Here is a 19,809-nt window from a genome sequence, read left to right as displayed (position 1 = left end):
GTTCGCCGGCGCCGAGGCCGGCTGGCAGAGCGAGATTAACCTGGGTGCGCCACTCCCACCCGGCGGCCTAAGGGCGAAGGCCGACCGCCGAAACACAAGCACCTCAACGAATAGTTGCGGGCGTTTGCGGAGGCAGGTCATAACCAATCCCCTAGCTGCTTAACGAAGCTGTTGCGCCCACCGCCTATGCGTTTACCGGTTCTGAATTTCTTGCGTAGACACACGGCCGCGATAGCGGCGCTGCTTGCCTAGGTGAGCTGCACCCAGGAATACTGCGACCTGGGGTCGAGCCGGACAAACTCATACTGTCGCCTCATGCGAAGAGCTAGCGACAGCCGAGGCGGAGCAGCCTCCACCGCAGCCAGCATGGTGGCGCTCATCATGCTGGGCGGAATCCTCGCCCTTCAGACTCGGATCAATGGCCAGTTGGGTAGCCGCCTCGGAGACGGGTTTCTCGCAGCTGCCGTCATTTTCCTCATCGGTCTGACTCTGACCATGATCGCCATGCTTGTGAGCGGCAGTGGGCGCGCAGGTTTGCGTGCCGTCCGGGCCGATGTGAAAGCGGCGGCTCTTCCGCGCTGGATTCTCTTCGGTGGTGCCGTGGGATCCGTTTTCGTGATCGGCCAAGGACTCGTCGCCGCACTCCTAGGCACCGCGGTATTCAGCACCTCGACTGTTGCCGGTCAGACCGTCGGTGGCCTCTTCGTCGACCGCCTCGGCATCGGCCCTTCCGGTAAACACTCGTTGACCGTCCGTCGACTTGCCGGAGCCGCGCTCGGCCTGGTAGCTGTCGGCTGGTCGGTTTCTGCGGATCTCACCGGCGGATTCCCCGTTGTCGCACTGGCTGTTCCGCTGCTCGGTGGCCTCTGCATCGGCTGGCAGCAAGCGGTGAACGGCCGCGTGCGTGTGGCCGCCAATTCGGTCATCACCTCCACATTCGTAAATTTCCTTGGAGGCGCCATCGTCACCGGCACGCTTGCCGCGATACGTCTGGTTGCCGCAGGCGCAATTCCCCGATTCCCAACAGAAGGGTGGCTGTATGCGGGGGGACTCACATCGCTGCTCTTCATTGCCGCGACCAGCCAGCTTGTCAGAAGAACTGGAGTGCTGATGCTGGGCGTGGGTACGACAGCAGGACAGCTCCTGGTGTCGCTCGCGCTGGATCTGTTCCTCCCGCAGCCGGGTGCGGTGATCCGCTACACGATGATCGCTGGCACGGCGCTTGCGCTTGTGTCCGTTGTGATCGTCTCCACACCCGCGTCACACGCGGGCCGATGACGGTGACGTGACCGAGCGGCTGCGGGCGTGCCGAACCGGCCAGTCCGGCACAGTGGCGGACACGACGACACTGGCCGAATTCCCGACGACCAACGGTGACACCGTTGGTCATCGAGACCATCTCTAACCGGATCCGCGCCGCGCCTCGACCGGGCCGATGGTGCACGGTACCGCCGACGCCGGGGATCCCTCGTCCGCCGACCTACTCCACGGTGTGATCGACGCCCTCGAGAAGCACGTGTGGATGCCGGATCCCGCCGGGTTGACTCTGCGTACGGGCCACCAGTTCCGCTCAGGTGGGTGGTCTTGCCGGTTCCCGACCTCGCCGATGGCCACGAACCGCGTCCAGGGCGGCGACGGCGGCCAGTACGAGAGTCGCGGCGGCCGAGGTGATCTCCGGGCGCAAGTGGACCACCAGCGAGCCGATGCCCCCTAGAGTGACGATTCCGACCAGCCGGGGAAGCGTCACCCGCCCGAAGATCAGGTACTCGAAGCCGGCCCGGCCGGCCAGGAAAAGCGCCGGGCCTCCGGCGATCCCGGCGATCCAGGCCGGCGGCGGATCGGTGGTCGGGTGTTCGATGATGAGGGTGAAGCCCACAGCGGTTAGCAGGATTCCGGCGATCATCACCAGGTGCAGGTATGACGCCCATTGGCTGAGCCGGTGCGGGTGCGGGGAGACCGCGATGGCCGGCGCGAGTTGCTGGCCGGCACGGTAGATGTAGAGCCGCCACATCAGGGCGGTGCTGATGAGGGATAGCAGGAGCACGACGGTGCGACCGAACGTGAACTGCGCGTTGTCGGTGTTGGCGAAGGTGATGCCCATGATGAGGACGATCTCGCCGAGGGCGACGATGATGACCTGTCGGTACCGTTCGGCGAGGTGGGTTTCGGCGATCGCCAGCTCCCATCCGGGGGCCCTGCCGAGCTTCGGCGTCGGCCAGCGCAGCGCCGCCGACAGATAGTCCACGGCCAGGGCCATCAGCCACAGCACTCCGCGCCGCCAACCCTCGGTGAACGCGCTTGCGATCCAGAAGATCAGTGACACCGCGAGCCAGAATCCGGCCCGCAGGGCGCGCTGGGGCAGCAAGGTGCCCCGCGCGCCGAGCAGCACGAACAAGCAACGGCCCAGGTTGATGGCGACGTAGAAGCCAGCGAAGGCGGTGCTGTGTCCGCTGAGCCCTCGGGGCACCAGGATCGCCATCACCAGGATGGCCATCATGACCAGGATGACGTAGCCCTGCACGACCGGATGCTGCGGGTCGAACTGGTCGGTCATCCATGCGGTCAGGACCCAGACCCACCACAACGCCAGCAGCAACACAAACGCCTCGAACGCACCAGCCCAACCGAGGTGGTCGATGAGGAGGTGTGTGAGCTGCGTCAGGGTGAGGACGTAGACCAGGTCGAAGAAGAGCTCAAGGAAAGCGGGCTGCTTGGAATCCTCTCGTCGGCGCAGCAACGGGCGGTACGCCGCCTGTTCATCCGTCATCCGAACCACCTTGCGCGGCGGCGGCTACGAGCCGATTCTGCGGGCGACGCGGGCCCTCCGTGTGCAGACCAGTCTTGGGTGATTGCAGTGATGAGCGCGCGGCTGGTCAGGCAGGCACCACGTACGGGAATGTGTCGGCGCGGGCGGCCTTGGTGATGTCCCTGGTGAGGCCGGAGGTGGTGCCGGTGTTCAGCACCAGGGAGAACATCACCTCGGGTGCGTTGTCGGCCATGGCGCGGCCGTTGCGGATCGCGAAGCCATAGTTCGCGGCCGTGCCGGTCTGATAGGTGAGCATGTCGGGGTAGAGCTGCCGCGCTACGCTCCACCCGTATGCCTGGGGATCTAGGGCGGTGCCGTTGGCGGCGACGACGCCCGCGACCGCGGTGGCGATCTCCTCGCCATCCTCGGTGAGGTCCTTGCTGGGGTGGCGGACGTTGGCGGGGTCGGAGAAGTCGGTGTCGTGCGGCCAGAAGATGGGCCACATCATCGGGTGCCCGGCGCGGTTGATCTGTCGCCAACCACCTGCGTCAGTAGCCAGCATGGTGCGACACCACACGCCGATCCGGGTGTCGTCGGGCACCAGGGGCTCGTCCCGGTTGACCTCAAGGACGATCGACTCGACGGTGGTGCCCGCGAAGCTGTTCTTGGCCTGGTCGACGCTCCACGCCGAGCGGTCCACCTTCGCGCCGTCCTTGACGGCGCCGTTGATAGTGGCGAGCTCGTCCAAGTCGACATAGAACGGGTCGGTGATCCGCCCGGCCCAGATCCGCATGTTGGCGCCGTCGGTCGTCTCGCCGGTCCGTCCCTGGATGAGCAGCGTGCCGGTGGCACCGTCGTCGCGTGCGTCTGCGCCGGTCAGTGCGTGCAGCATCAGTGACTGCTTGCCGTCGCCGTCCGGCTCGCCGAAGGTCACCCGGAAGGTCAGCTCCTCCATATCCGCACCGCCGAAGTGAATCTTGAACTCGTAGCGCCCCTCGTGGTGAAAGCCGCGCTTGATGTCGGCCTTCGTCACCGAGCTGTTGACATCCATCACGAACACCGTGCCGTGCTCGCCCTGAAAAACGTAGAGGTCGTCGATGTAGAGCTGGCCGCCCTGGGCAGCCAGGGGGGTATCGAGGTGGTGCGACATGGATAATCTCCAAGCTTTTCGTACTTTCAGGACGTATAGGAACATACCAACCGCAATGCACCGACCGGGTAGGAACGGGAGGTCGGGCCGGACGTTGGTCGCCTGTGCCTGGTTCAGGCCCGCACACCGCCTCCACGCGTGTGACGGTTCAGCTTGTGGTAGGTCGACCGGAACTGGGGTCCGGGGTAGACGGCAGGCACCTTGCGTGGCATCCCAGTCCCCCATGGCCGGCGGCCCGGGCCGCGTCGTCGAGGGCCCTGGCACGTCGCGATCCGCGCGGCCCTGGCTCCGACGCGAGCCGAACTGCACGAGGATTCGTTCGGCCCGAGCCGACGCCGTGCCGTCCGGTCGTGGCACCCACCTGGGACTCGGAGTTCGGGCCCGCCAGCACGGCGTGGAACGGAAGGACCCGCGTGACAGCAAGCGGAGGAATGGGCACCCGCTACGGCGCGAGCGGCGCCCGCGGCGCGCAAGAGGAGCATCGGTGTCGCACGGTCCGTGCGGGCCGCGATGGCGGTTCCGCCCGGCGCGACGCCTCATTCAGGCCGAGTGTCTGCGCGGCGAGGAGCGCAACGCGCTTGAATCAGACACCGGTACGCGGACGCCTAACAGGTGCCAAACCATCAGCGTCTGGCTCTCCGCACACGGAGGCAATTCAGCCGCAAATCAGCACCAGCAACCGGTGTAAAGCAGCAGGGTCAACGCTCGAAAGGCTGCGCACCCGATCGCGCCAGTTCTTCACCTGGCCCGATATCACTGATCGGCGACTTCGTCCGCTACCTCGCCCCACGAGCACGCCGGCCCCACCGCGACGACATGGTCCACCGCGAAGCCGCGGCCTGGCTCACCGAAGACGAACTTACCGCCATGATCGCCGAGTCGAGAGCGCCGTCCTCGCGCGGACCTACCGCGCCAGGGACGACGGCCGCATACGGCGCAACGTCAGACTCGTCGTCGTGCCGGGCAAGCCAATGACGCCACCCGGGGCCGGCCGAGGACAGCCACCCGGCACCCGACCCGCCGAACCCGCACTGCTCGGCCGAGGCACGCTGATCGACACGCCGGACCCATGCCGCGACCGGACGTCTTTCCTCCAAACCGATCACATCATCGTGACGAATCACCTCGTCTCACCGTTAGTGGGAAGCTTGCCCCGCAGATTCACTTGCATCATTCCGGCAGGCGACGCCTCGCCGCCGATATCCGAAGAGGGGCGCCGACACCGCTTTTGGGGCGAATCGTCAGCATGTCATCCCTGCCGTGGAGCCAGCCCGGGCAGCTGGCTGCCGCCCTGGTTCGAAGGGGTCAAAGGCCTCGTCCGAACCTCATCCTGGCGCTGATGAGCGCTGGTCCCGCTGGTAGGTGCGAAGCCCGCCACCGCCCCGCCCGACAAGGTCTGGACCTAACCCGGTTTGAGGGACATCCAAGATCAGGAGACCTGGGTTCTCCGGGAGGATGGCCAGCATTAGGGAGGACGTGGGTAAGAAGTGATCGAGGCCTCGGCGGGCGTTCCTGCCCGAGTTCGAGGCCGAGATTGTCGAGGTGTGTCAGCGCGGGGACCGCACGGTTGGGCAGGTGGCGAGGGATTTCGATCTGACCGAGACGGCGGTGCGGCAGTGGGTTAAGCGGGCCGAACTCGGTGTCGGGAACCGGTCGGACGGGTTGACCAGTGATGAGCGGACGGAGCTGGCCCGACTGCGGCGGGAGAACCGCACGCTGATCGCCGCCGCCGGTGCCATAGTCACCGGAAACCCCGCCCGGCGAGACCAACCACACGGAGCTGGCCCACGTGGTCGCTGGGCCGGTGGTGTTTCCTCCTCGGACGCGCCGGGTACGCGCCGGCGGTGTTCCGGGCGATGCTGGTGGTGTTCCGGGCGATGCTGTGGCGGTTGCCGATCGGCGCGGTGGTCCTGTCGCTGGCGGCATCGGCGGTGCGCGGGCCGTCTCCACTCGCGATCGCCGCCGCCATGACCGTCGGCATGCTGACGATCGCCTTCAGCGCGGACTACGGGGAGCCGGTCTACGCGCGCATCTGGCCGAGGTTTGCGGCGTTGAGGTAGCGAGGCGGACCATTTCCACGGTCGCCGGCTCGGCAGACTAGAGCAGGCCGGCGTTGCCGGCGAGTGCGGCGGCTTCGGTCCGGTTGGCGACCCGCAGCTTCCGCAGCAGTGATGCGGTGAGCCGCTTGACCGTTCGCTCCGAAACATGCAGGTTGTCGGCGATCTGCACGGTGCCGTGTCCCTTCGCGATGAGTTGTAGAAGTAGGCGTTCGTGGTCATCGAGTACGGGCGAGGCGGGTAGTCGGTTGGCTGCGGGTGCGAGTAGCGCCGTGAGTAGCTCGGCGGGAAGAACGGCCCAGCCGTCAAGGACTGAGAGCAGCGGCGGTAGCAACTCCTCCGGCTCGCCGCTCTTGGGTAGGTATCCGGTCGCACCCGCCCGCAGCGCCTCGACAGCGAGGTTGGTTTCGCCGAGCCCGGACATCGCGACGATCCGTACGCCGGGAGTGGTTCGACGGATCGCGGCGATGGCACGGACTCCACCGGGAGTCGGCAGGTGCAGATCGACCAGCGCCAGATCCGGTACACATTGCCGGACGAGAGAGGCGGCAGCGGCAGCGTCACCGGTCGATCCCACAACACAGGCACGGCCGCCGCTGGTGGCGGCGAGCAGCAGTTCCAGACCCCGTACGAATAGTCGGTGGTCGTCGATCACCGCGATGCGGACGGGGGCCGGGACGGGCACCCCGGGCCCATACCCGAAGGAGGACCAGTCATGCACGACTGAACGGGCCGGGCGGTGAGCCGCTTGTCCGAACGGGTTGTTCCATGGCGGACGAGAGTTGGCCCCGGCGGGCCGCCGGTTGGCCCCGGCGGGCCAGCAGATGGGGAATGAGCCCGGTGCCCGCGATCCGAGGAGGCCACCGTGTTCAGCCACGTCAAGGATCTACAGTTCGAAGCTAAGCCCGACGGCCCTGACGCCGCCTTTGCCCGCCGCCTTCAAGAAGTGCTCGGCGGCAAATGGGGCGAGATGACCGTCGCCAACCAGTACCTGTTCCAGGGCTGGAGCTGCCGGTTGCCGGGCAAGTACAAGGACCTACTGCTCGACGTGGGGACCGAGGAGATGGGCCACGTCGAGATGATCTGCACGATGATCGCCCGACTGCTCGACAGCGCCCCGCTGTCCGTGCAGGAAGCGGCGGCCGAGGACAACCCGATGCTGACCGCAATCTACGCCGGATCGAACCCGGCGCATTTCATTCACTCCGGCGGCGGCCCGCTGCCGGTGGACAGCAACGGGGTGCCGTGGAACGGGGCCTTCATCACCGCCAGTGGCAACCTGCTCGCTGACTTCCACCTCAACGTGACCGCCGAGGCGCAGGGCCGGCTACAGGTCGCCCGGCTGTTCAACATGACCGACGACCCCGGCGTGAAGCAGATGCTGCGGTTCCTCCTAGCCCGGGACACCATGCACCAGAACATGTGGTTGGCCGCGATCGAACAGCTCAAGCAGGACGGTCTCGAGGAGATGCCGGTCCCCGAGGCGTTCCCCGACGCGGAGCAGGAGAACCAGTTCGCCTACCAGTACATCAACTTCTCGGCCGGCGAAGACGCGGCCGAAGGCAGGTGGGCGTCCGGCCCGAGCCCGGATGGCCAGGGCGAGTTCAGCTACCAGGCGAGCCCGACCGCGCACGCCGACGAACCGGTGTTGCCGCCCGGGGACCCGCGCCTGCACGGCACTCCGCCGCCGACCGTCGGTCAGTTCCTCAGCGTGGGCGACAACCGCCGCTGACCTGCCGCCTCTCTTTGCCTCGTCACTTCGGGGCGACCGGCGCGACCGACGACTGGAAGGGTCGATCATGGTTGAATTGTTGGTTCGTCCCTTAGCGGACGCGTTCATGCAGGTCGGCGTCTACGTCGCGGTGCTGGTGGCCCTCTTCGGCTGGCTACGCTGGCGGTACGGCAGCCGGGTCACCGACGGGCTCACCCGACACCCCCGGCTAGGACCGCTGGTCGGAGCGCTGCTTGGGGTGAGCCCCGGCTGCGGCGGCGCGATCATCCTCATGCCGCTCTACGCCCGGGGCAAGGTCTCCTTCGGTACGGTTGTGGCCGCCCTCGCCTCTACAATGGGAGACTCCTCCTGGGTGGTGATCGCCGCCGACCCGGACTTCGCCCTCAAGATCCACGCGCTGCTCTTCGCGGTCGGGCTCGCCACCGGATACACAGTGGACCTGCTCGGCATCGACCCCGCCCGAGCCCTGCATCGCCCGGCGGTCCGCCGCGAGAGCGAGCCCGGGCCGGTTGACATCCCGGCCGCCGGGCCGACCGTGACGGCCGCGCCGGGACAGCGCGCCGCGCTGGCCCTTCTGACCCGGCCCGCCCCGGTCGTGGAGCGGCAGCGTCGAATGTCCACCGCCTTCTGGGGGTTGACCACACCCGCGTTCCTGGTCTCCGTACCTGTGGTATTCCACGTTGTCGACCCGTCCCTGCTCAGCGCCCCACTCGGCGGCGTCGACCCCTACCTCATACTCGGTTGTGCCGGGACGTTCGTCGCGGTGCTGATCTTCGCCGCCGGACGCGGCCGGTTCGCCGATGACACGCTCGAGACCGCTCAACCCCGGACCGTACGAGACGCCTTGCGCCACAGCGCGCACGAAGCCTCGTTCATCACCTTCTGGGTGGCCGTGGCCTACCTCGGCTGGCAGATTCTCAGCACGACCACCGGATTCGACGGCTCCCAACTAGCACTCGCCGGGGCAGCCGGAGTCATCGTCGGCGCGTTGATCGGCCTCATTCCCGGCTGCGCGGTTCAGATCGTCTTCACCGGCATCTACGTCAGCGGCGGCCTGCCCGTGACGACCCTGGTCGCGAACGCGATCAGCCAGGACGGAGACGCTCTCATCCCGCTGGCCGCGCTGCGCCGTCGCGCTGCCGCGCTGGCAACCCTGATCACCACGGTCCCGGCGATCCTCGTCGGCCTAACTCTGCTGTTGTTCCTCAGCTGAACGCCGAAACCGTTGATTCGAGGAGGCGATGTGCCATGCGCGCGACGATCCAGTGGGCCCGGAGCCGACGAGCGGCTCCGCACCGGGTATGCGGACCAGATCGCGACACGGTGCCGGATCCCCACCCCATCGGCCCTGCGGCTGGGCCGCGGTGGAGCGCCGGGACGGGCCGCCGTCCTGAAGGTCTTGATGACGGCATTCAGCATGGCACCGCCACCGCCCCGGACGGCTGGTGGCCCGGCGGCTCGGTCGCCACGAATGCCGAGCCGGGAACGCGAATCGGCGGGCCCCCCACGCTGGTGTTCGCACCCACGCTGCTCGCCTGCTCTGAACAGCAGGTTCAGGGTCCACCAACGACCTGGAAGTCGTCGTGACGCCGGGCGCGTTACCGCGAGCCCGCCCCCGCCGGGCCGACCTGCCCGGTCTGCACCGGCTACGCAGCGTACTGCTCGTGTTCTGCCTGCTCGCCGGGGCCGGAGCAGCCAACCGCGCTCCGGTGTGGACCTGGCTGGCACTGGTCACGACCGCGGCCGCGATTCCCGGCGCAGTCGCGCTGCAGTACGGACGGCCCGCCGTTCGCACCCTGCTGGGGTTGCCGCCCCGGCCATGTATGCGGGACGAATCCGTCCCAACCATGAGTCTGGTCCGACCGGAAGTAAGGAGTCAGCAGCCATGACGAACAACGATCCCGAGCCGCGGCGCGACGGCCAGGGCAGCGCGCCCTTCGCCGGGCGCAACATCGAAGTCGAGCGACAGAATCCGGATCTCGTGGTGCCACCGACAACGGACAGTCGGCTGGTGCCCAATCTCAAGTTCTCGTTCTCCCAGGCGCACACCCGGGTGGAAAAGGGCGGCTGGACACGGGAGGTCACCGTCCGCGACCTACCCGTCGCCACCACGATGGCCGGTGTCCAGTTCGGGCTGGAGCCGGGCGCGTACCGGGAGATCCACTGGCATCAGCAGTCGGAGTGGGCCTACATGCTCAGCGGCAGTTGCCGGATAAGCGCGGTCGACCACGAGGGGCGCAACTTCATCGAGGACGTCAAGGCTGGCGACCTGTGGTTCTTCCCGCAAGGCGTGCCACACAACATTCAGGCCCTGGCCGACGGTGCACAGTTCCTGCTGGTCTTCGACGACGGCGCCTTCTCGGAGAACAACACCTTCCTGCTCAGCGACTTCTTCGCCCACGTGCCCCGACAGGTCCTGGCGAAGAACTTCGGCTGGACTTTGGAGCAGATGGAAAACCTGCCCGAGCGGGAAAAGTACATCTTCCAGGGCGATGTCCCACCGCCCCTACAACAGGACCGGATAATCAGCCCCACCGGCACCATTCCGCGCAGCTTCAAACACCGAATGACCGCCCAGACCCCGCAGCATTTCCACGGCGGAAGGGTCCGGATCACCGACTCGACCAACTTCGCCGCCTCGATCACGACCGCCGCCGCCCTGGTGGAGGTCGAGCCCGGCGGGTTGCGTGAGCTGCACTGGCATCCGAACACCGACGAGTGGCAGTACTACATCTCCGGCACCGGACGCATGGGGGTCTTCGCGGCGTCAGCCACGGCCCGCACGTTCGACTTCCAGGCCGGCGACGTCGGCTACGTACCATTCGCATACGGTCACTACATCGAAAACACCGGCGACGAGCCGCTGGTCTACCTGGAGATGTTCCGCCATCCCCGGTTCGAGGACATCTCCGTGATGCAATGGATGGCCAATACCCCGCACGAGATCATCGCGGACACAATCAATGTGCCGCAGTCACTGGTCAACGAGCTGCCGAACACCAAGCAAACCGTCGTCTGACGCCCATGGGAAGCGCGGTGACCGGCACCCTCACCGAGAGGAGATCACCGGCCACCGCGCCCCGTCGTACGCCTGCCGCAAACCCTGATACGCCGCCAAGGCCTGCTGCTGGCGCTGGTGGCACCGCCCAAACCGACGCCCCATCTGCTCGGCCACGCCGGCACCGCTGCCCTGCCTCGTCGCACCCCGCCCGGCCCGCCGTAGACCCGACCCCGCCTGATCGGGGTGGTGGGCGGATGGTCGGAAACCCCTCCGCCCACCACTCCTGCGGTCACTTCTCGCCGTCGAGGGTGGCCATCATCGCCGCCGCGTATCGTTGGCCGGAGGCGGACCCGGCTGGCACTGCCCGTTCGATCTCGTCCAGCGCGGCGTGGCCGAGCACCAGGTCGACGGCGGCCAGCGACTCGGCTAGCCGGTCGCGCCGCCGCGCGCCGACCAGTGGGACGATTTGCTCGCCTTGTAACCGCTACCCAGGCGATCGCCACCTGGCTCGTGGTCGCCCCGAGCCGCTGCGTAACCCGGCCGAGCGCGTCGACCAGGCGCAGGTTCGCTTCCAAATGCTTCCCCTGGAACCGCAGGACCGGGCCGGGGCGTTCACCCTGCGGATCGTCCCGAAGCGCGCCCGCCGGCTGGAGGCGCTCCTGCCGCCTTGCGCCAAAGGTCGCTGTCGGGCGGAGCGGTCGTGGCCTGGTCGGCGCGGAACAGCACGCCAGCGTGCTATTCCGCCGCATGGATGCTCGGCGCGGAGACCGGGTCGGCGCGCCGGTCACCGGACCACGCCGCCTAGCCTGCGACCGACCGAGCACACCGTGTAATCGTGATCTTGACCCTGCGTCATGTCGCCGACCTTGCCTGGCTGGACGCTTGGGCAGTCGCCACGGCGTCATTCACCAGCTCCTCGACAAGCCCCACGGCGATGGCCCCAGAGAGGGCGGCCTCGCCCCCGTTGGCGGCGCTGGCGTACAGGCCCTCCACGACCAGCCAGATCCGGTCGGCGAGCCGATCCGTATCGGTAGCGCATAGGGCGGCGACCAGCCAATCCAGCTCTGCCCGAGTGTCCCGAAGATAGCTGCGTGCCACCCGTGCTGGCTCGCTCACGTCGTGCGGGAACTCGGCGAGATATCGCCGGAAGGCGCAGCCGATGAACTCCGGACGGGCCACCGTGGTCGCAATCTCCGCGACGAATTCCAGTAGCCGGGTTGCGGAGTCACCACCGGCGACGGCTGCCATGGCGGCGGCCGACAAGCGATCTCGCTCGGTGCGGCAGGATCGCAGGTACTCTGCCACCAGGTCGTTCTTGCTCGCGAAGTGGGTATAGAGAAGGTTTTTCCCGCACCCTGCCGCCACGATCACCTGGCTCATGCCGACGGCCCGCACTCCATGCTGATAGAACAGCGCCCCCGCGCTAGCGAGGATGCGCTCCCGACTGCCCTGAGTCGCCGTACGGGCCATGGTCCCTCCTTGATCACCGCGTTGTGTCGAGCGTAACGGACCGATCGGTCCGTGGCCATTGACCCGGCATGGCTCGGTCCTGCACGATCGGACCGATCGGTCCGATTGGAGTCAAGGAGTGAGGATGCGCGACGCGGTAATAGTCGAGGCCGTACGGACGCCGGTGGCCAAGGGCAAGCCTGAAGGCGCGTTGGCGGGGACGCACCCGGTCGACCTGCACGCGCACGCGTTGTGCATCTTGGTCGCTCGGCTCCCCGGTCTCGACCCGGTCGAGATCGACGACGTGATCGACGAGCGATCGGTAGGGTTGTGGGGATGGTTGGTGAATGGAGCACCGACACCACCCGCCTGGCCGCCCTCGCCCCGGAACTCCCCGAGTCAGTGTCCGGCACGACAGTGGACCGGCAGTGCGGCAGCAGCAGCCACAGGCGCTGAGCTTCGCCGCCCAGGGCCTCGTCGCCGGCGAGTACGACATCGTCATCGCCTGCGGAGTGGAGTCGATGAGTAGAGTGCCGATCGGCAGCGCGGCCTTGGCCGACGGCGCCCGCGTCGACGTCGGTGGGCCCGCGGTCGCCGCGCGCTATCCCGGTGGGCTGATCCCGCAGGGCATCAGCGCCGAATCTGCAGACCATGTAAAGGCCGGGGGCACCGCCAACGCCACCATCATCGAACGACTCGACGGGTGAGCCGACCGAGACTGCGTGCCGGCGGCGCCGCACCAGTTCCGCGTATCCGCCCGCGACTCGGCGCGGCCGGGTTGAACGATCCCGACGCACTTCACTCGACACACGGCACCTGACTTGCTGCTGAGTTGCCGGCCGATGCTGTTACAAAAGGGGGCGACCGCCCCGAAAAACCTCCGATCGCAAAGGTGTAAAGCTGTGACAGGGTTTCCCCGGGTAAGTGTCAGCGGCACGGTCGATCCTGGCGACTGGACCAGCGCCGTCGACTTCGTCAACCGGCTCAATTGGCTTTTCGAGGCCTACGACCTCGAAGCCATGATCAACGCGTTTCTCCCTGACGCGACGGTTCACCACACACACGGGGCGATCCGCGGAGCGACGCAAATCCGCGCGTTTCTCACCGACGGATACCCATACCTGATCCCGGGCGTCAACCGGCACGCCAGCAACCACATCGTCGACCCGGACGTGGACGGCGTCATGGTGCGCTATCAGAACCTTCTAATCCGGCACGCGTGGCCGGAACAGGCCCAGCAGATCCGCGCCGGTGCCGCCGTGGAGAGCAGCAACAACCTGCCCGGCATCTGGGCGTACTCACCGGTGCTTGACCGCCTCCGATCCACCAGCGACGGGTGGCGAATCGCCGAACGACACCTCGGAGGAACGGTGTCCAACAAGGCGTTGTCCGTCCCACTCAAGCAGCGTCAGGACATCAAGCGCTTCCTGCCTACGAGCCAACACTGACAACGGTATTGAGCCAGTGAAGTGGTCTCGACAGGATTCGGGTAGGTGTCGGTCGGTATTCGAAATGGGTGAGGCGCAGTGGGTCCCTTATCTCTGGTAAGTGATGTCCGCGTGGGGCCGGTGCCATAGGCGGTGAAGCGGCGGCCCGGATATCTTTGCGGCACCGCAAAGAGGTCAGTGGCCGCTGCCCCTCGTCCATGAGCTTTCGCGTCGTGTTGACAATGGCAGAGATGTGGTCGGCGTCGAAAGCGTGTCGCATACCGAGGGTGTAGGCGGTGAATCCCACACCGAGGCCGAGCGTCTGGGTACCAACGATGTAGTGCTGGGGTGCGACCAGCAATGCCAATGTGCCCCAGCCGAGCGTGCAGGCCGATCACTACAGCGGCCATCCCGCCGAGGCGGCCCCACTCCGCCCTGCTTAACGACCTTCGGGTGGTTCTGGTCGCTGGCCGCCCGTGCGTGCGGATCAGCGTGGTCGTCATGGTCTTCCTCCGGCTTGGGTGCGTAGCGGTCCTTGCGGGACCGGATCTTCGAGCATTCATGGTGACGGCCCACCGGTGTCCCTCGCCTTGCCGGGGAAGCGGTGACCGGGCCGCGCGTGTGGGCGAGGGCCGGTCACCGCTGCGCAAGAGAGCCGCAGTCCCTGACAAGGTGGGACGGTGCCGCGTCAGGCGGCTTCGGGCACGTACGGGAAGTGGCTTGCCGGCTTCGTGGTTACCGAGTCCTTCGTGAGGCCGATTGTGAAGGCGCTGTTGGTAGCGAGGGAGAACATCACGTCCGGAGCATTGTCGATCAGCGACCGGCCGTTGAACCCGGTGAAGCCGTACACCGCTGGGGTGCCGATCGTGTATGGCAGCACGTCGGGGAAGAGCCGGGCGGCGACAGTCTCGCCGTACGCCTCGGGGTCCTGCGCCGTGCCGTAGGCGGCGACGACCCGGGCCACCGCCGCGGCGACGGCCTTGCCGTAGGTGGCGGTGTCGTCCGCCGGGAGGGTCGCGTTGAGTTGGTCGCCCAGCTGCTCGTTGTACTGGGTGAGCAGCGGGTGAATCATGGGGTGTCCGGCTCGGTTGATCTGTCGCCAGCCGCCGGCGTCGGTGGCCAGGTTGGTGACTGCCCAGGCGTCGATCCGGTTGTCCGGGCCGGTGGCGGCGAGCAGCTGCTCGTCGGGGATCTCCAGGACGATCGTGTACACGGTGTGTCCGGCGAACAGGTTCGTGGCCTGCGCCGGGGTCCACGTGCCGAAGTCGGCGCGGGTGCCGTCGGTCAGGGCGTGGCCGATGGCGTGCAGGACGTCCGGTTCGATCCAGAACGGGTCGCCGGCCTTGCCGACCCAGAGCCGCAGGCCGTCGGTGGTCTCGGTGGCCCGGCCGGTGCTGCCCTCGGCGAGCAGGGTGCCCGGGGCGTGCGGGTTCGCTGCGTCGGCCCCGGTGAGTCGGACCAGCCGCACGGTCTGGTTGCCGGCCTGGTCGAGTTCGCCGAAGGTGAACCGGTAGCTGAGGTCCTCGACCGCGTTACCGTTGGTGTCGATCTTGAATTCGTACTGTGCCTCGTGGTGGTAGCCGGTGGGGACCTCGTGACCGGTGGCCGCGGTGGCGATGGAGTGGTTCACGTTCATCACGAACACCGTGCCGCGTTCGCCGCGAAACAGGTACAGGTCGGAGATGTCCAGTCGGACGTCCTGGCGGGCGGCGGGGGAATCGAGGTGGTGCGACATGATTCGGACTCCTTGAAAGACAGGCGTTGAAAGAAAGGTGTTGGTGGGTCAGGCGTCGGTGCCGAGCGCGGTGCGCAGCACGGTGATGGCCTGGGTGATCGCGGCCTGCGCGGCGTGGGTCTCGCGCAGGGCGTTGAGCATCACGAAGTCGTGGATGATGCCCTGGTAGCGCACCGCGGTGACCGGGACGCCGGCCTGGCGCAGCTTGTTCGCGTACGCCTCGCCCTCGTCGCGCAGCACGTCGGCCTCGCCGGTGATCACCAACGCCGGGGGCAGACCCTGGAGCTGCTCGACGGTGGCGCGCAGCGGCGACGCGGTGATCTGCGCCCGCTCGGCGGGGTCGGTCGTGTACTGGTCCCAGAACCACTGCATGCCGTCGCGGCGCAGGAAGTAGCCGGTGGCGAACCGCTCGTAGGAACCGGTGTCGAACGCGGCATCGGTGACGGGGTAGAAGAGCACCTGCTGCGCCAGATCGACGCCGCCGCGGTCCTTGGCCATCAGGGTCAGCGCGGCTGCCATGTTCCCGCCGACGCTGTCCCCGGCGACCGCCATGCGGCCGGCGTCCAGGCCGTGCTCGCCGCCGTGCGCGGCGATCCAGGTCGCGACCGCGTAGTTCTCCTCGATGGCGACCGGGTAGCGGGCCTCGGGAGAGAGGCTGTAGTTCGGAAAGACAACGGCGGCGCCCGTGCCGACGGCGAGTTCCCGGACGAGACGGTCGTGGGTGTGGGCGTTGCCGAACACCCAGCCGGCGCCGTGAATGTAGATGATCACCGGCAGCGGGCCGTTGGCGCCGACCGGCCGCAGGATCCGCACCGACACCGGGCCGTTGGGGCCACCGGGCACGGTGATGTCCGCGATGTCGACCTTCGGCTTGTCGATGTCGCCGCTCTGCACCTCGTCGACGGCCGTGCGTCCCTCGACCGGGCCGAGGTCGAACAGGAAGGGCGGGTTCGCGGTCGCCTCGACGAACGCCTGCGCCGCCCGTTCGAGCACCACGGGCTGGTTCTCCGACTGGTTCATGTCCTTCTCCTTGCCGTCTGCCCCGCACCGGGGCCTGGCTATTTCCTGTCTTCGCGGGAGGCTCGTTGGCATCTCCGCCGCTGGTAAGAAGTCTTCCGAGAGAGGCGGGGAAAGGCTGTCGAGCGGTCTCCAACCTTTCGCCGCTGCCCGCCCGACGGCTTTTCGCTGTCCGCCCCAGGGCGCGGTTGGGGTTAACCCCACGGGGACTGGGTCCGCTGGTCGAACGCCCTGGTGAGCCGGCCTGAACCGGCGCCACCTCGGTTGGTTAGAATTGCGCTGATCCCGGAGTTACCGGTTGACCGGTAACCGGCATTCGGGGTGCACCCGAATTGCTGAGATAGAGAGTCGATGAACAGCACAATTCGCGCCGTTGTCGGCGAAGATCAGCCCTTGGTCCGAGAAGGCATCGTGTCGATGCTGGCCCAAGTGAGCATTGAGGTCGTGGCGTCGGCGGCCAACGCCGATGATCTGGTCCGGATCGCGGCCGAGCACCGGCCGGACGTGGTGATCACGGACATCCAGATGCCGCCGAACCTGGCCGACGACGGTCTGCGGGCGGCGTTGCGGATCCGGGCAGCCCAGCCGCCGGTCGGCGTGATCGTGTTGTCCCAGTTCCTCGACGCCGGCTACGCCCTCGACCTCGTGGGTGACGATCCGTCCGGTGTGGGCTACCTGCTCAAGGAGAAGATCGCCAGCCCGGACTCGTTGAGCGACGCGGTGCGACGGGTCGTCGACGGTGGCTCGGCCCTGGACCCCGACGTCATCGCCAGCCTGGTCGGCCGCAAGCGCACCGGCGATCCGCTCGCTGGCCTGACGCCTCGGGAACGAGAGGTGCTGGCCCTGATGGCCGAAGGTCATTCGAACGCCGGTATCGCCAGGAAACTGTTCGTGACGGTCCCTGCCGTCGAGCGGCACGTCACCGGGATCTTTCAAAAGCTCGACCTGCAGCAGGCCGACTCGACCCAGCACCGCCGAGTGCTGGCAGTGCTGACCTTTCTCAGGAGCTGAAGAGGGCGTCGAAGTCGGCGTCGAACAGCCGGTCCTTGGCGACGAACGACCGGATCGCCGCCTCGGTCAATTCTTCAGCGGGCCACGGCGACGGGTCGGTCGATGTCAGCACCACCGTCGGCGGTCGGTCGGTCAGCCGTAGAGCCCGAGCCACGGTGAGCCCATCCTGGTCGGGCAGGTTCAGGTCCAACAGGACCGCGTCAGGGGCGTGGCGGCGTACCGCTTCGATGCCGGAGGCGCCGTCGACCGCCTGCGCGACGACGCTCAGGCCGCGAGTGGTGAGCAACATTGTCACCACCCGCCGAAAGCCCGCGTCGTCATCGACGACGACCACCGTTACCGCCATGTTTCCAGGATCGCGCGGCTCGGCGGCCCCGGTCCATGGGGTCAACCCCACGAAATCGGCTGTTCAGGCTGGCACCGGTAGCCGAGCGCGGATGACCGTGCCGCCTCCGCGCGGCGAGGTGATCGTGATCTCACCGTCGAACGCGGCCACCCGGTCGGCCAGGCCGACCAGTCCGCTTCCGGACCTCTGGTCGCCGATGCCCCCGATGCCGTCGTCGGCGACCGTGACCACGAGGTCCTCGTCCAGGGTGAGGGTGATCTCGATGCGGGAGGCGCACGAGTGTTTCGCGGCGTTCGTCATCGCCTCGGAGATCAGGAAGTAGACGTTCGACTCGACTGTGGCGGGCAGGCGGCGATCAAGCTTCCCGGACACGATGGTCGGGATCGGGCTGCGGGCGGCCAGGGCGTCGATGGCCGGCGCAAGCCCTCGGGAGGTCAGCATCGACGGGTGTATGCCCGCCGCGAGCTGCCGCAGCTCGTCGATGGCGGCTTGAGCTTCGGCGACGGAATTGTCGATGAGTGGAAGCGCCTGCGGGCTGGTCGTGGCGATCTGCTCCCGGGCCAGGCGTAGGCCGATCAGCAGGTTCACCAGCCGTTGCTGCGCGCCGTCATGTAGGTCACGGGCCGTCTGCCGATGCACGGCGGCGATGCTTTCGATGATGCGGCGTTGGGCCGCGCGGGACTCGGACGCGCGGATCTGCGCCGCGTCGCGTTCGCGGGTGGCGTGTTCGAACGCCCGTCGTTCGGTGGCGTCAGACCAGGCGCAGACCACGCCTCGCCCGCCGGGCAGGTTGATGGGGGCCGACCACCACGAGACCGGGAAGAATGACCCGTCTCGGCGCAGGAACCAGTCGTCGTCGCTGTGGGTGGTAACGCCGGTGTGCGCCGGGGCGAGCATGAGGCACTCCGACGCGGGAAACGGCGAGCCGTCGCGCCGGATCGGGTGCAGGAGCAGGTGGCTGGAGCGGCCCTCGATCTCTGTGGCGTCCTGGAAGCCGAGCGCGGCGGCGGCGGCCGGGTTCGTGTAGATGACGAGGCCCTGCGTGTCCGCCACCCAGACCGGCTGCGGCACGGCATCGAGGACACTCGGCAGCAGCTCGGCGATGGTCGTCACCGGGCGGCCCTCGCCGCCGCAGCGACAATCAGTTCACCGCTCGGGCCCGTCATGGCTGCCGGGCCGCGCGTGTGCTCACCCGAGCTGGCTCAGCCTGCTCCTGTGCCGTCAGGCTGCCCAGTACGGCTAGCCGCTCCGCCGTCGCTGAGCCTGGCTCGGCTCGGAAGACCTTCACCATCAGATCCGGATTGGCGGTGGGACGCAGGATCTCGTACGTCAGGTCGAGATCACCGACCAGCGCGTGGTGCAGCAGAATGAGCTCTGATGTCTTCTCCCGCACCTCGGCCTTCGCCCAGCGCTTGCGGAATTCGTCGCTCTGCACGCTCAACTCCCCGACCAGTGCGGTGAGCTTCGGGTCGTATGGATCGTCGCTCGCCGCAGCCCGCAGGCCGGCCACACACACCGCAGCTACCTGTTCCCAGTCCCGCAGGTAGACACGGGCGTTGGGGTCGAGGAAAGTCAGTCGGGTCAGGTTGTCGCTGTGCCGGTGCCCGGCGACCAGCGCGTCGCCGAGGTGATTCGCGGCGATGATGGTGTTGCACCGGTCCATCAGAAGGACCGGGTGGTTCGTCCACTCGTGGAGCATCGCCAGCAAATTTGGGCTGACCGCTGCCGGGCCGTTCCGATCGCGGCATCTCGGTGCCGCGCTGGCCAGGACGAACAAATAACGTCGGGCGTCCGGTTCGAGCCGCAGCGCCCGGCCGAGCGCCTTGAGCACGCCGACCGACGGGTTACGTTCGCGCCCCTGCTCCAACCGGATGTAGTAGTCGACGCTCAGCCCCGCCAGAGCGGCGACCTCGGCCCGGCGCAGCCCGGGCACCCGTCGCGATCCGTCCGCGGGAAGATCTACGTCGCCCGGCGACACCTGGGCGCGGCGTGCGCGCAGGAACTGCCCTAGCTCGCTCCTTTTCTGCACGCGCCAACGATAGGTCGGCCATGCCGAAAAAAGGTGGCCGTACCGCACCCACCCAAGTGTGGGAACTGTCTCCCACGGGACTCCCCGGCAGGGAAGCGTAGGCGGTCGC

17 protein-coding genes are annotated in these 19,809 nt (G+C 67.7%); 8 read left to right on the top strand and 9 right to left on the bottom strand.

The genetic code is table 11. The annotated features are described in order from the left end of the window. Positions 1-366 precede the first annotated feature (366 nt). Positions 367-1,278, top strand: a complete 912-nt coding sequence (locus tag O7614_RS22705; RefSeq protein ID WP_278140502.1) for a DMT family transporter — start codon at positions 367-369, stop codon at positions 1,276-1,278. Between the two features lie 292 nt (positions 1,279-1,570). On the opposite strand, the gene O7614_RS22700 is transcribed toward O7614_RS22705, so the two are convergent. Both O7614_RS22700 and O7614_RS22695 read right to left on the bottom strand, forming a co-directional pair. Beyond that, positions 1,571-2,767: a low temperature requirement protein A gene (locus O7614_RS22700; RefSeq protein ID WP_278140501.1), complete on the bottom strand. Its 1,197-nt coding sequence runs from the start codon at positions 2,765-2,767 to the stop codon at positions 1,571-1,573. Between the two features lie 106 nt (positions 2,768-2,873). After that, complete coding sequence (locus O7614_RS22695; protein WP_278140500.1) at positions 2,874-3,896, bottom strand: DUF4331 family protein; 1,023 nt, start codon at positions 3,894-3,896, stop codon at positions 2,874-2,876. Positions 3,897-5,752: 1,856 nt separating this feature from the next. On the opposite strand from O7614_RS22695, the gene O7614_RS22690 reads away from it, so the two are divergent. After that, entirely contained in the window at positions 5,753-5,956 is a 204-nt protein-coding gene (locus O7614_RS22690; protein WP_278140499.1) for a hypothetical protein, read from the top strand. 37 nt (positions 5,957-5,993) lie between these two features. Here O7614_RS22690 and O7614_RS22685 read toward each other — a convergent pair whose 3' ends face one another. Beyond that, the gene (locus O7614_RS22685; RefSeq protein WP_278140498.1) at positions 5,994-6,638 is read right to left on the bottom strand and encodes a response regulator transcription factor; all 645 of its coding nucleotides are present in this window, start codon (positions 6,636-6,638) and stop codon (positions 5,994-5,996) included. A 180-nt stretch (positions 6,639-6,818) separates the two neighbouring features. Here O7614_RS22685 and O7614_RS22680 point away from each other — a divergent pair, with 180 nt between their 5' ends. The 3 genes from O7614_RS22680 (at position 6,819) to O7614_RS22670 (ending at position 10,704) form a co-directional block, all read left to right on the top strand. Beyond that, complete coding sequence (locus O7614_RS22680; protein ID WP_278140497.1) at positions 6,819-7,685, top strand: manganese catalase family protein; 867 nt, start codon at positions 6,819-6,821, stop codon at positions 7,683-7,685. Between the two features lie 67 nt (positions 7,686-7,752). Then, on the top strand, positions 7,753-8,898 hold the full coding sequence (locus tag O7614_RS22675) for a putative manganese transporter (RefSeq protein ID WP_278140496.1): 1,146 nt from the start codon (positions 7,753-7,755) through the stop codon (positions 8,896-8,898). Between the two features lie 672 nt (positions 8,899-9,570). Continuing rightward, positions 9,571-10,704, top strand: a complete 1,134-nt coding sequence (locus tag O7614_RS22670; protein WP_278140495.1) for a cupin domain-containing protein — start codon at positions 9,571-9,573, stop codon at positions 10,702-10,704. An 834-nt stretch (positions 10,705-11,538) separates the two neighbouring features. Here the strand turns inward: O7614_RS22670 and O7614_RS22665 are convergent. Further along, positions 11,539-12,156 (bottom strand): TetR/AcrR family transcriptional regulator, encoded by a 618-nt coding sequence (locus O7614_RS22665; RefSeq protein WP_278140494.1) that lies wholly within the window; start codon positions 12,154-12,156, stop codon positions 11,539-11,541. A 407-nt stretch (positions 12,157-12,563) separates the two neighbouring features. On the opposite strand from O7614_RS22665, the gene O7614_RS22660 reads away from it, so the two are divergent. Both O7614_RS22660 and O7614_RS22655 read left to right on the top strand, forming a co-directional pair. Beyond that, positions 12,564-12,842 (top strand): hypothetical protein, encoded by a 279-nt coding sequence (locus O7614_RS22660; RefSeq protein WP_278140493.1) that lies wholly within the window; start codon positions 12,564-12,566, stop codon positions 12,840-12,842. 195 nt (positions 12,843-13,037) lie between these two features. Next, positions 13,038-13,583 (top strand): nuclear transport factor 2 family protein, encoded by a 546-nt coding sequence (locus O7614_RS22655; protein WP_278140492.1) that lies wholly within the window; start codon positions 13,038-13,040, stop codon positions 13,581-13,583. A gap of 667 nt (positions 13,584-14,250) precedes the next feature. On the opposite strand, the gene O7614_RS22650 is transcribed toward O7614_RS22655, so the two are convergent. Next, on the bottom strand, positions 14,251-15,297 hold the full coding sequence (locus O7614_RS22650; RefSeq protein ID WP_278140491.1) for a DUF4331 family protein: 1,047 nt from the start codon (positions 15,295-15,297) through the stop codon (positions 14,251-14,253). A gap of 48 nt (positions 15,298-15,345) precedes the next feature. Beyond that, positions 15,346-16,317 (bottom strand): alpha/beta hydrolase, encoded by a 972-nt coding sequence (locus O7614_RS22645; protein ID WP_278140490.1) that lies wholly within the window; start codon positions 16,315-16,317, stop codon positions 15,346-15,348. Positions 16,318-16,677: 360 nt separating this feature from the next. Here O7614_RS22645 and O7614_RS22640 point away from each other — a divergent pair, with 360 nt between their 5' ends. Beyond that, complete coding sequence (locus tag O7614_RS22640) at positions 16,678-17,325, top strand: response regulator transcription factor (RefSeq protein ID WP_278142336.1); 648 nt, start codon at positions 16,678-16,680, stop codon at positions 17,323-17,325. Here O7614_RS22640 and O7614_RS22635 read toward each other — a convergent pair. From O7614_RS22635 to O7614_RS22625, 3 genes are all read right to left on the bottom strand, one after another. Further along, positions 17,315-17,671 carry a response regulator gene (locus O7614_RS22635; RefSeq protein ID WP_278140489.1) on the bottom strand — a complete coding sequence of 119 codons (357 nt, stop codon included), beginning with the start codon at positions 17,669-17,671 and terminating at the stop codon, positions 17,315-17,317. The genes O7614_RS22640 and O7614_RS22635 overlap by 11 nt on opposite strands. Positions 17,672-17,734: 63 nt before the next feature. After that, positions 17,735-18,784: an ATP-binding protein gene (locus tag O7614_RS22630; protein WP_278140488.1), complete on the bottom strand. Its 1,050-nt coding sequence runs from the start codon at positions 18,782-18,784 to the stop codon at positions 17,735-17,737. A 49-nt stretch (positions 18,785-18,833) separates the two neighbouring features. Further along, positions 18,834-19,748: a helix-turn-helix transcriptional regulator gene (locus O7614_RS22625; protein WP_278140487.1), complete on the bottom strand. Its 915-nt coding sequence runs from the start codon at positions 19,746-19,748 to the stop codon at positions 18,834-18,836. Between the last annotated feature and the right edge of the window lie 61 nt (positions 19,749-19,809).

Origin of the sequence: Micromonospora sp. WMMD961 (genome assembly GCF_029626145.1) — a bacterium.
Taxonomy (GTDB): Bacteria; Actinomycetota; Actinomycetes; order Mycobacteriales; family Micromonosporaceae; genus Micromonospora.
This window is presented reverse-complemented; position numbering and strand designations above follow the sequence as displayed.

Excerpts from the sequence above, each read along its gene's own strand:
- O7614_RS22635 (WP_278140489.1), bottom strand. The coding sequence starts at position 17,671 with ATGGCGGTAACGGTGGTCGTCGTCGATGACGACGCGGGCTTTCGGCGG.
- O7614_RS22695 (WP_278140500.1), bottom strand. The coding sequence starts at position 3,896 with ATGTCGCACCACCTCGATACCCCCCTGGCTGCCCAGGGCGGCCAGCTC.
- O7614_RS22705 (WP_278140502.1), top strand. The coding sequence starts at position 367 with ATGGTGGCGCTCATCATGCTGGGCGGAATCCTCGCCCTTCAGACTCGG.
- O7614_RS22665 (WP_278140494.1), bottom strand. The coding sequence starts at position 12,156 with ATGGCCCGTACGGCGACTCAGGGCAGTCGGGAGCGCATCCTCGCTAGC.
- O7614_RS22690 (WP_278140499.1), top strand. The coding sequence starts at position 5,753 with ATGCTGGTGGTGTTCCGGGCGATGCTGTGGCGGTTGCCGATCGGCGCG.
- O7614_RS22700 (WP_278140501.1), bottom strand. The coding sequence starts at position 2,767 with ATGACGGATGAACAGGCGGCGTACCGCCCGTTGCTGCGCCGACGAGAG.
- O7614_RS22670 (WP_278140495.1), top strand. The coding sequence starts at position 9,571 with ATGACGAACAACGATCCCGAGCCGCGGCGCGACGGCCAGGGCAGCGCG.
- O7614_RS22650 (WP_278140491.1), bottom strand. The coding sequence starts at position 15,297 with ATGTCGCACCACCTCGATTCCCCCGCCGCCCGCCAGGACGTCCGACTG.
- O7614_RS22645 (WP_278140490.1), bottom strand. The coding sequence starts at position 16,317 with ATGAACCAGTCGGAGAACCAGCCCGTGGTGCTCGAACGGGCGGCGCAG.
- O7614_RS22675 (WP_278140496.1), top strand. The coding sequence starts at position 7,753 with ATGGTTGAATTGTTGGTTCGTCCCTTAGCGGACGCGTTCATGCAGGTC.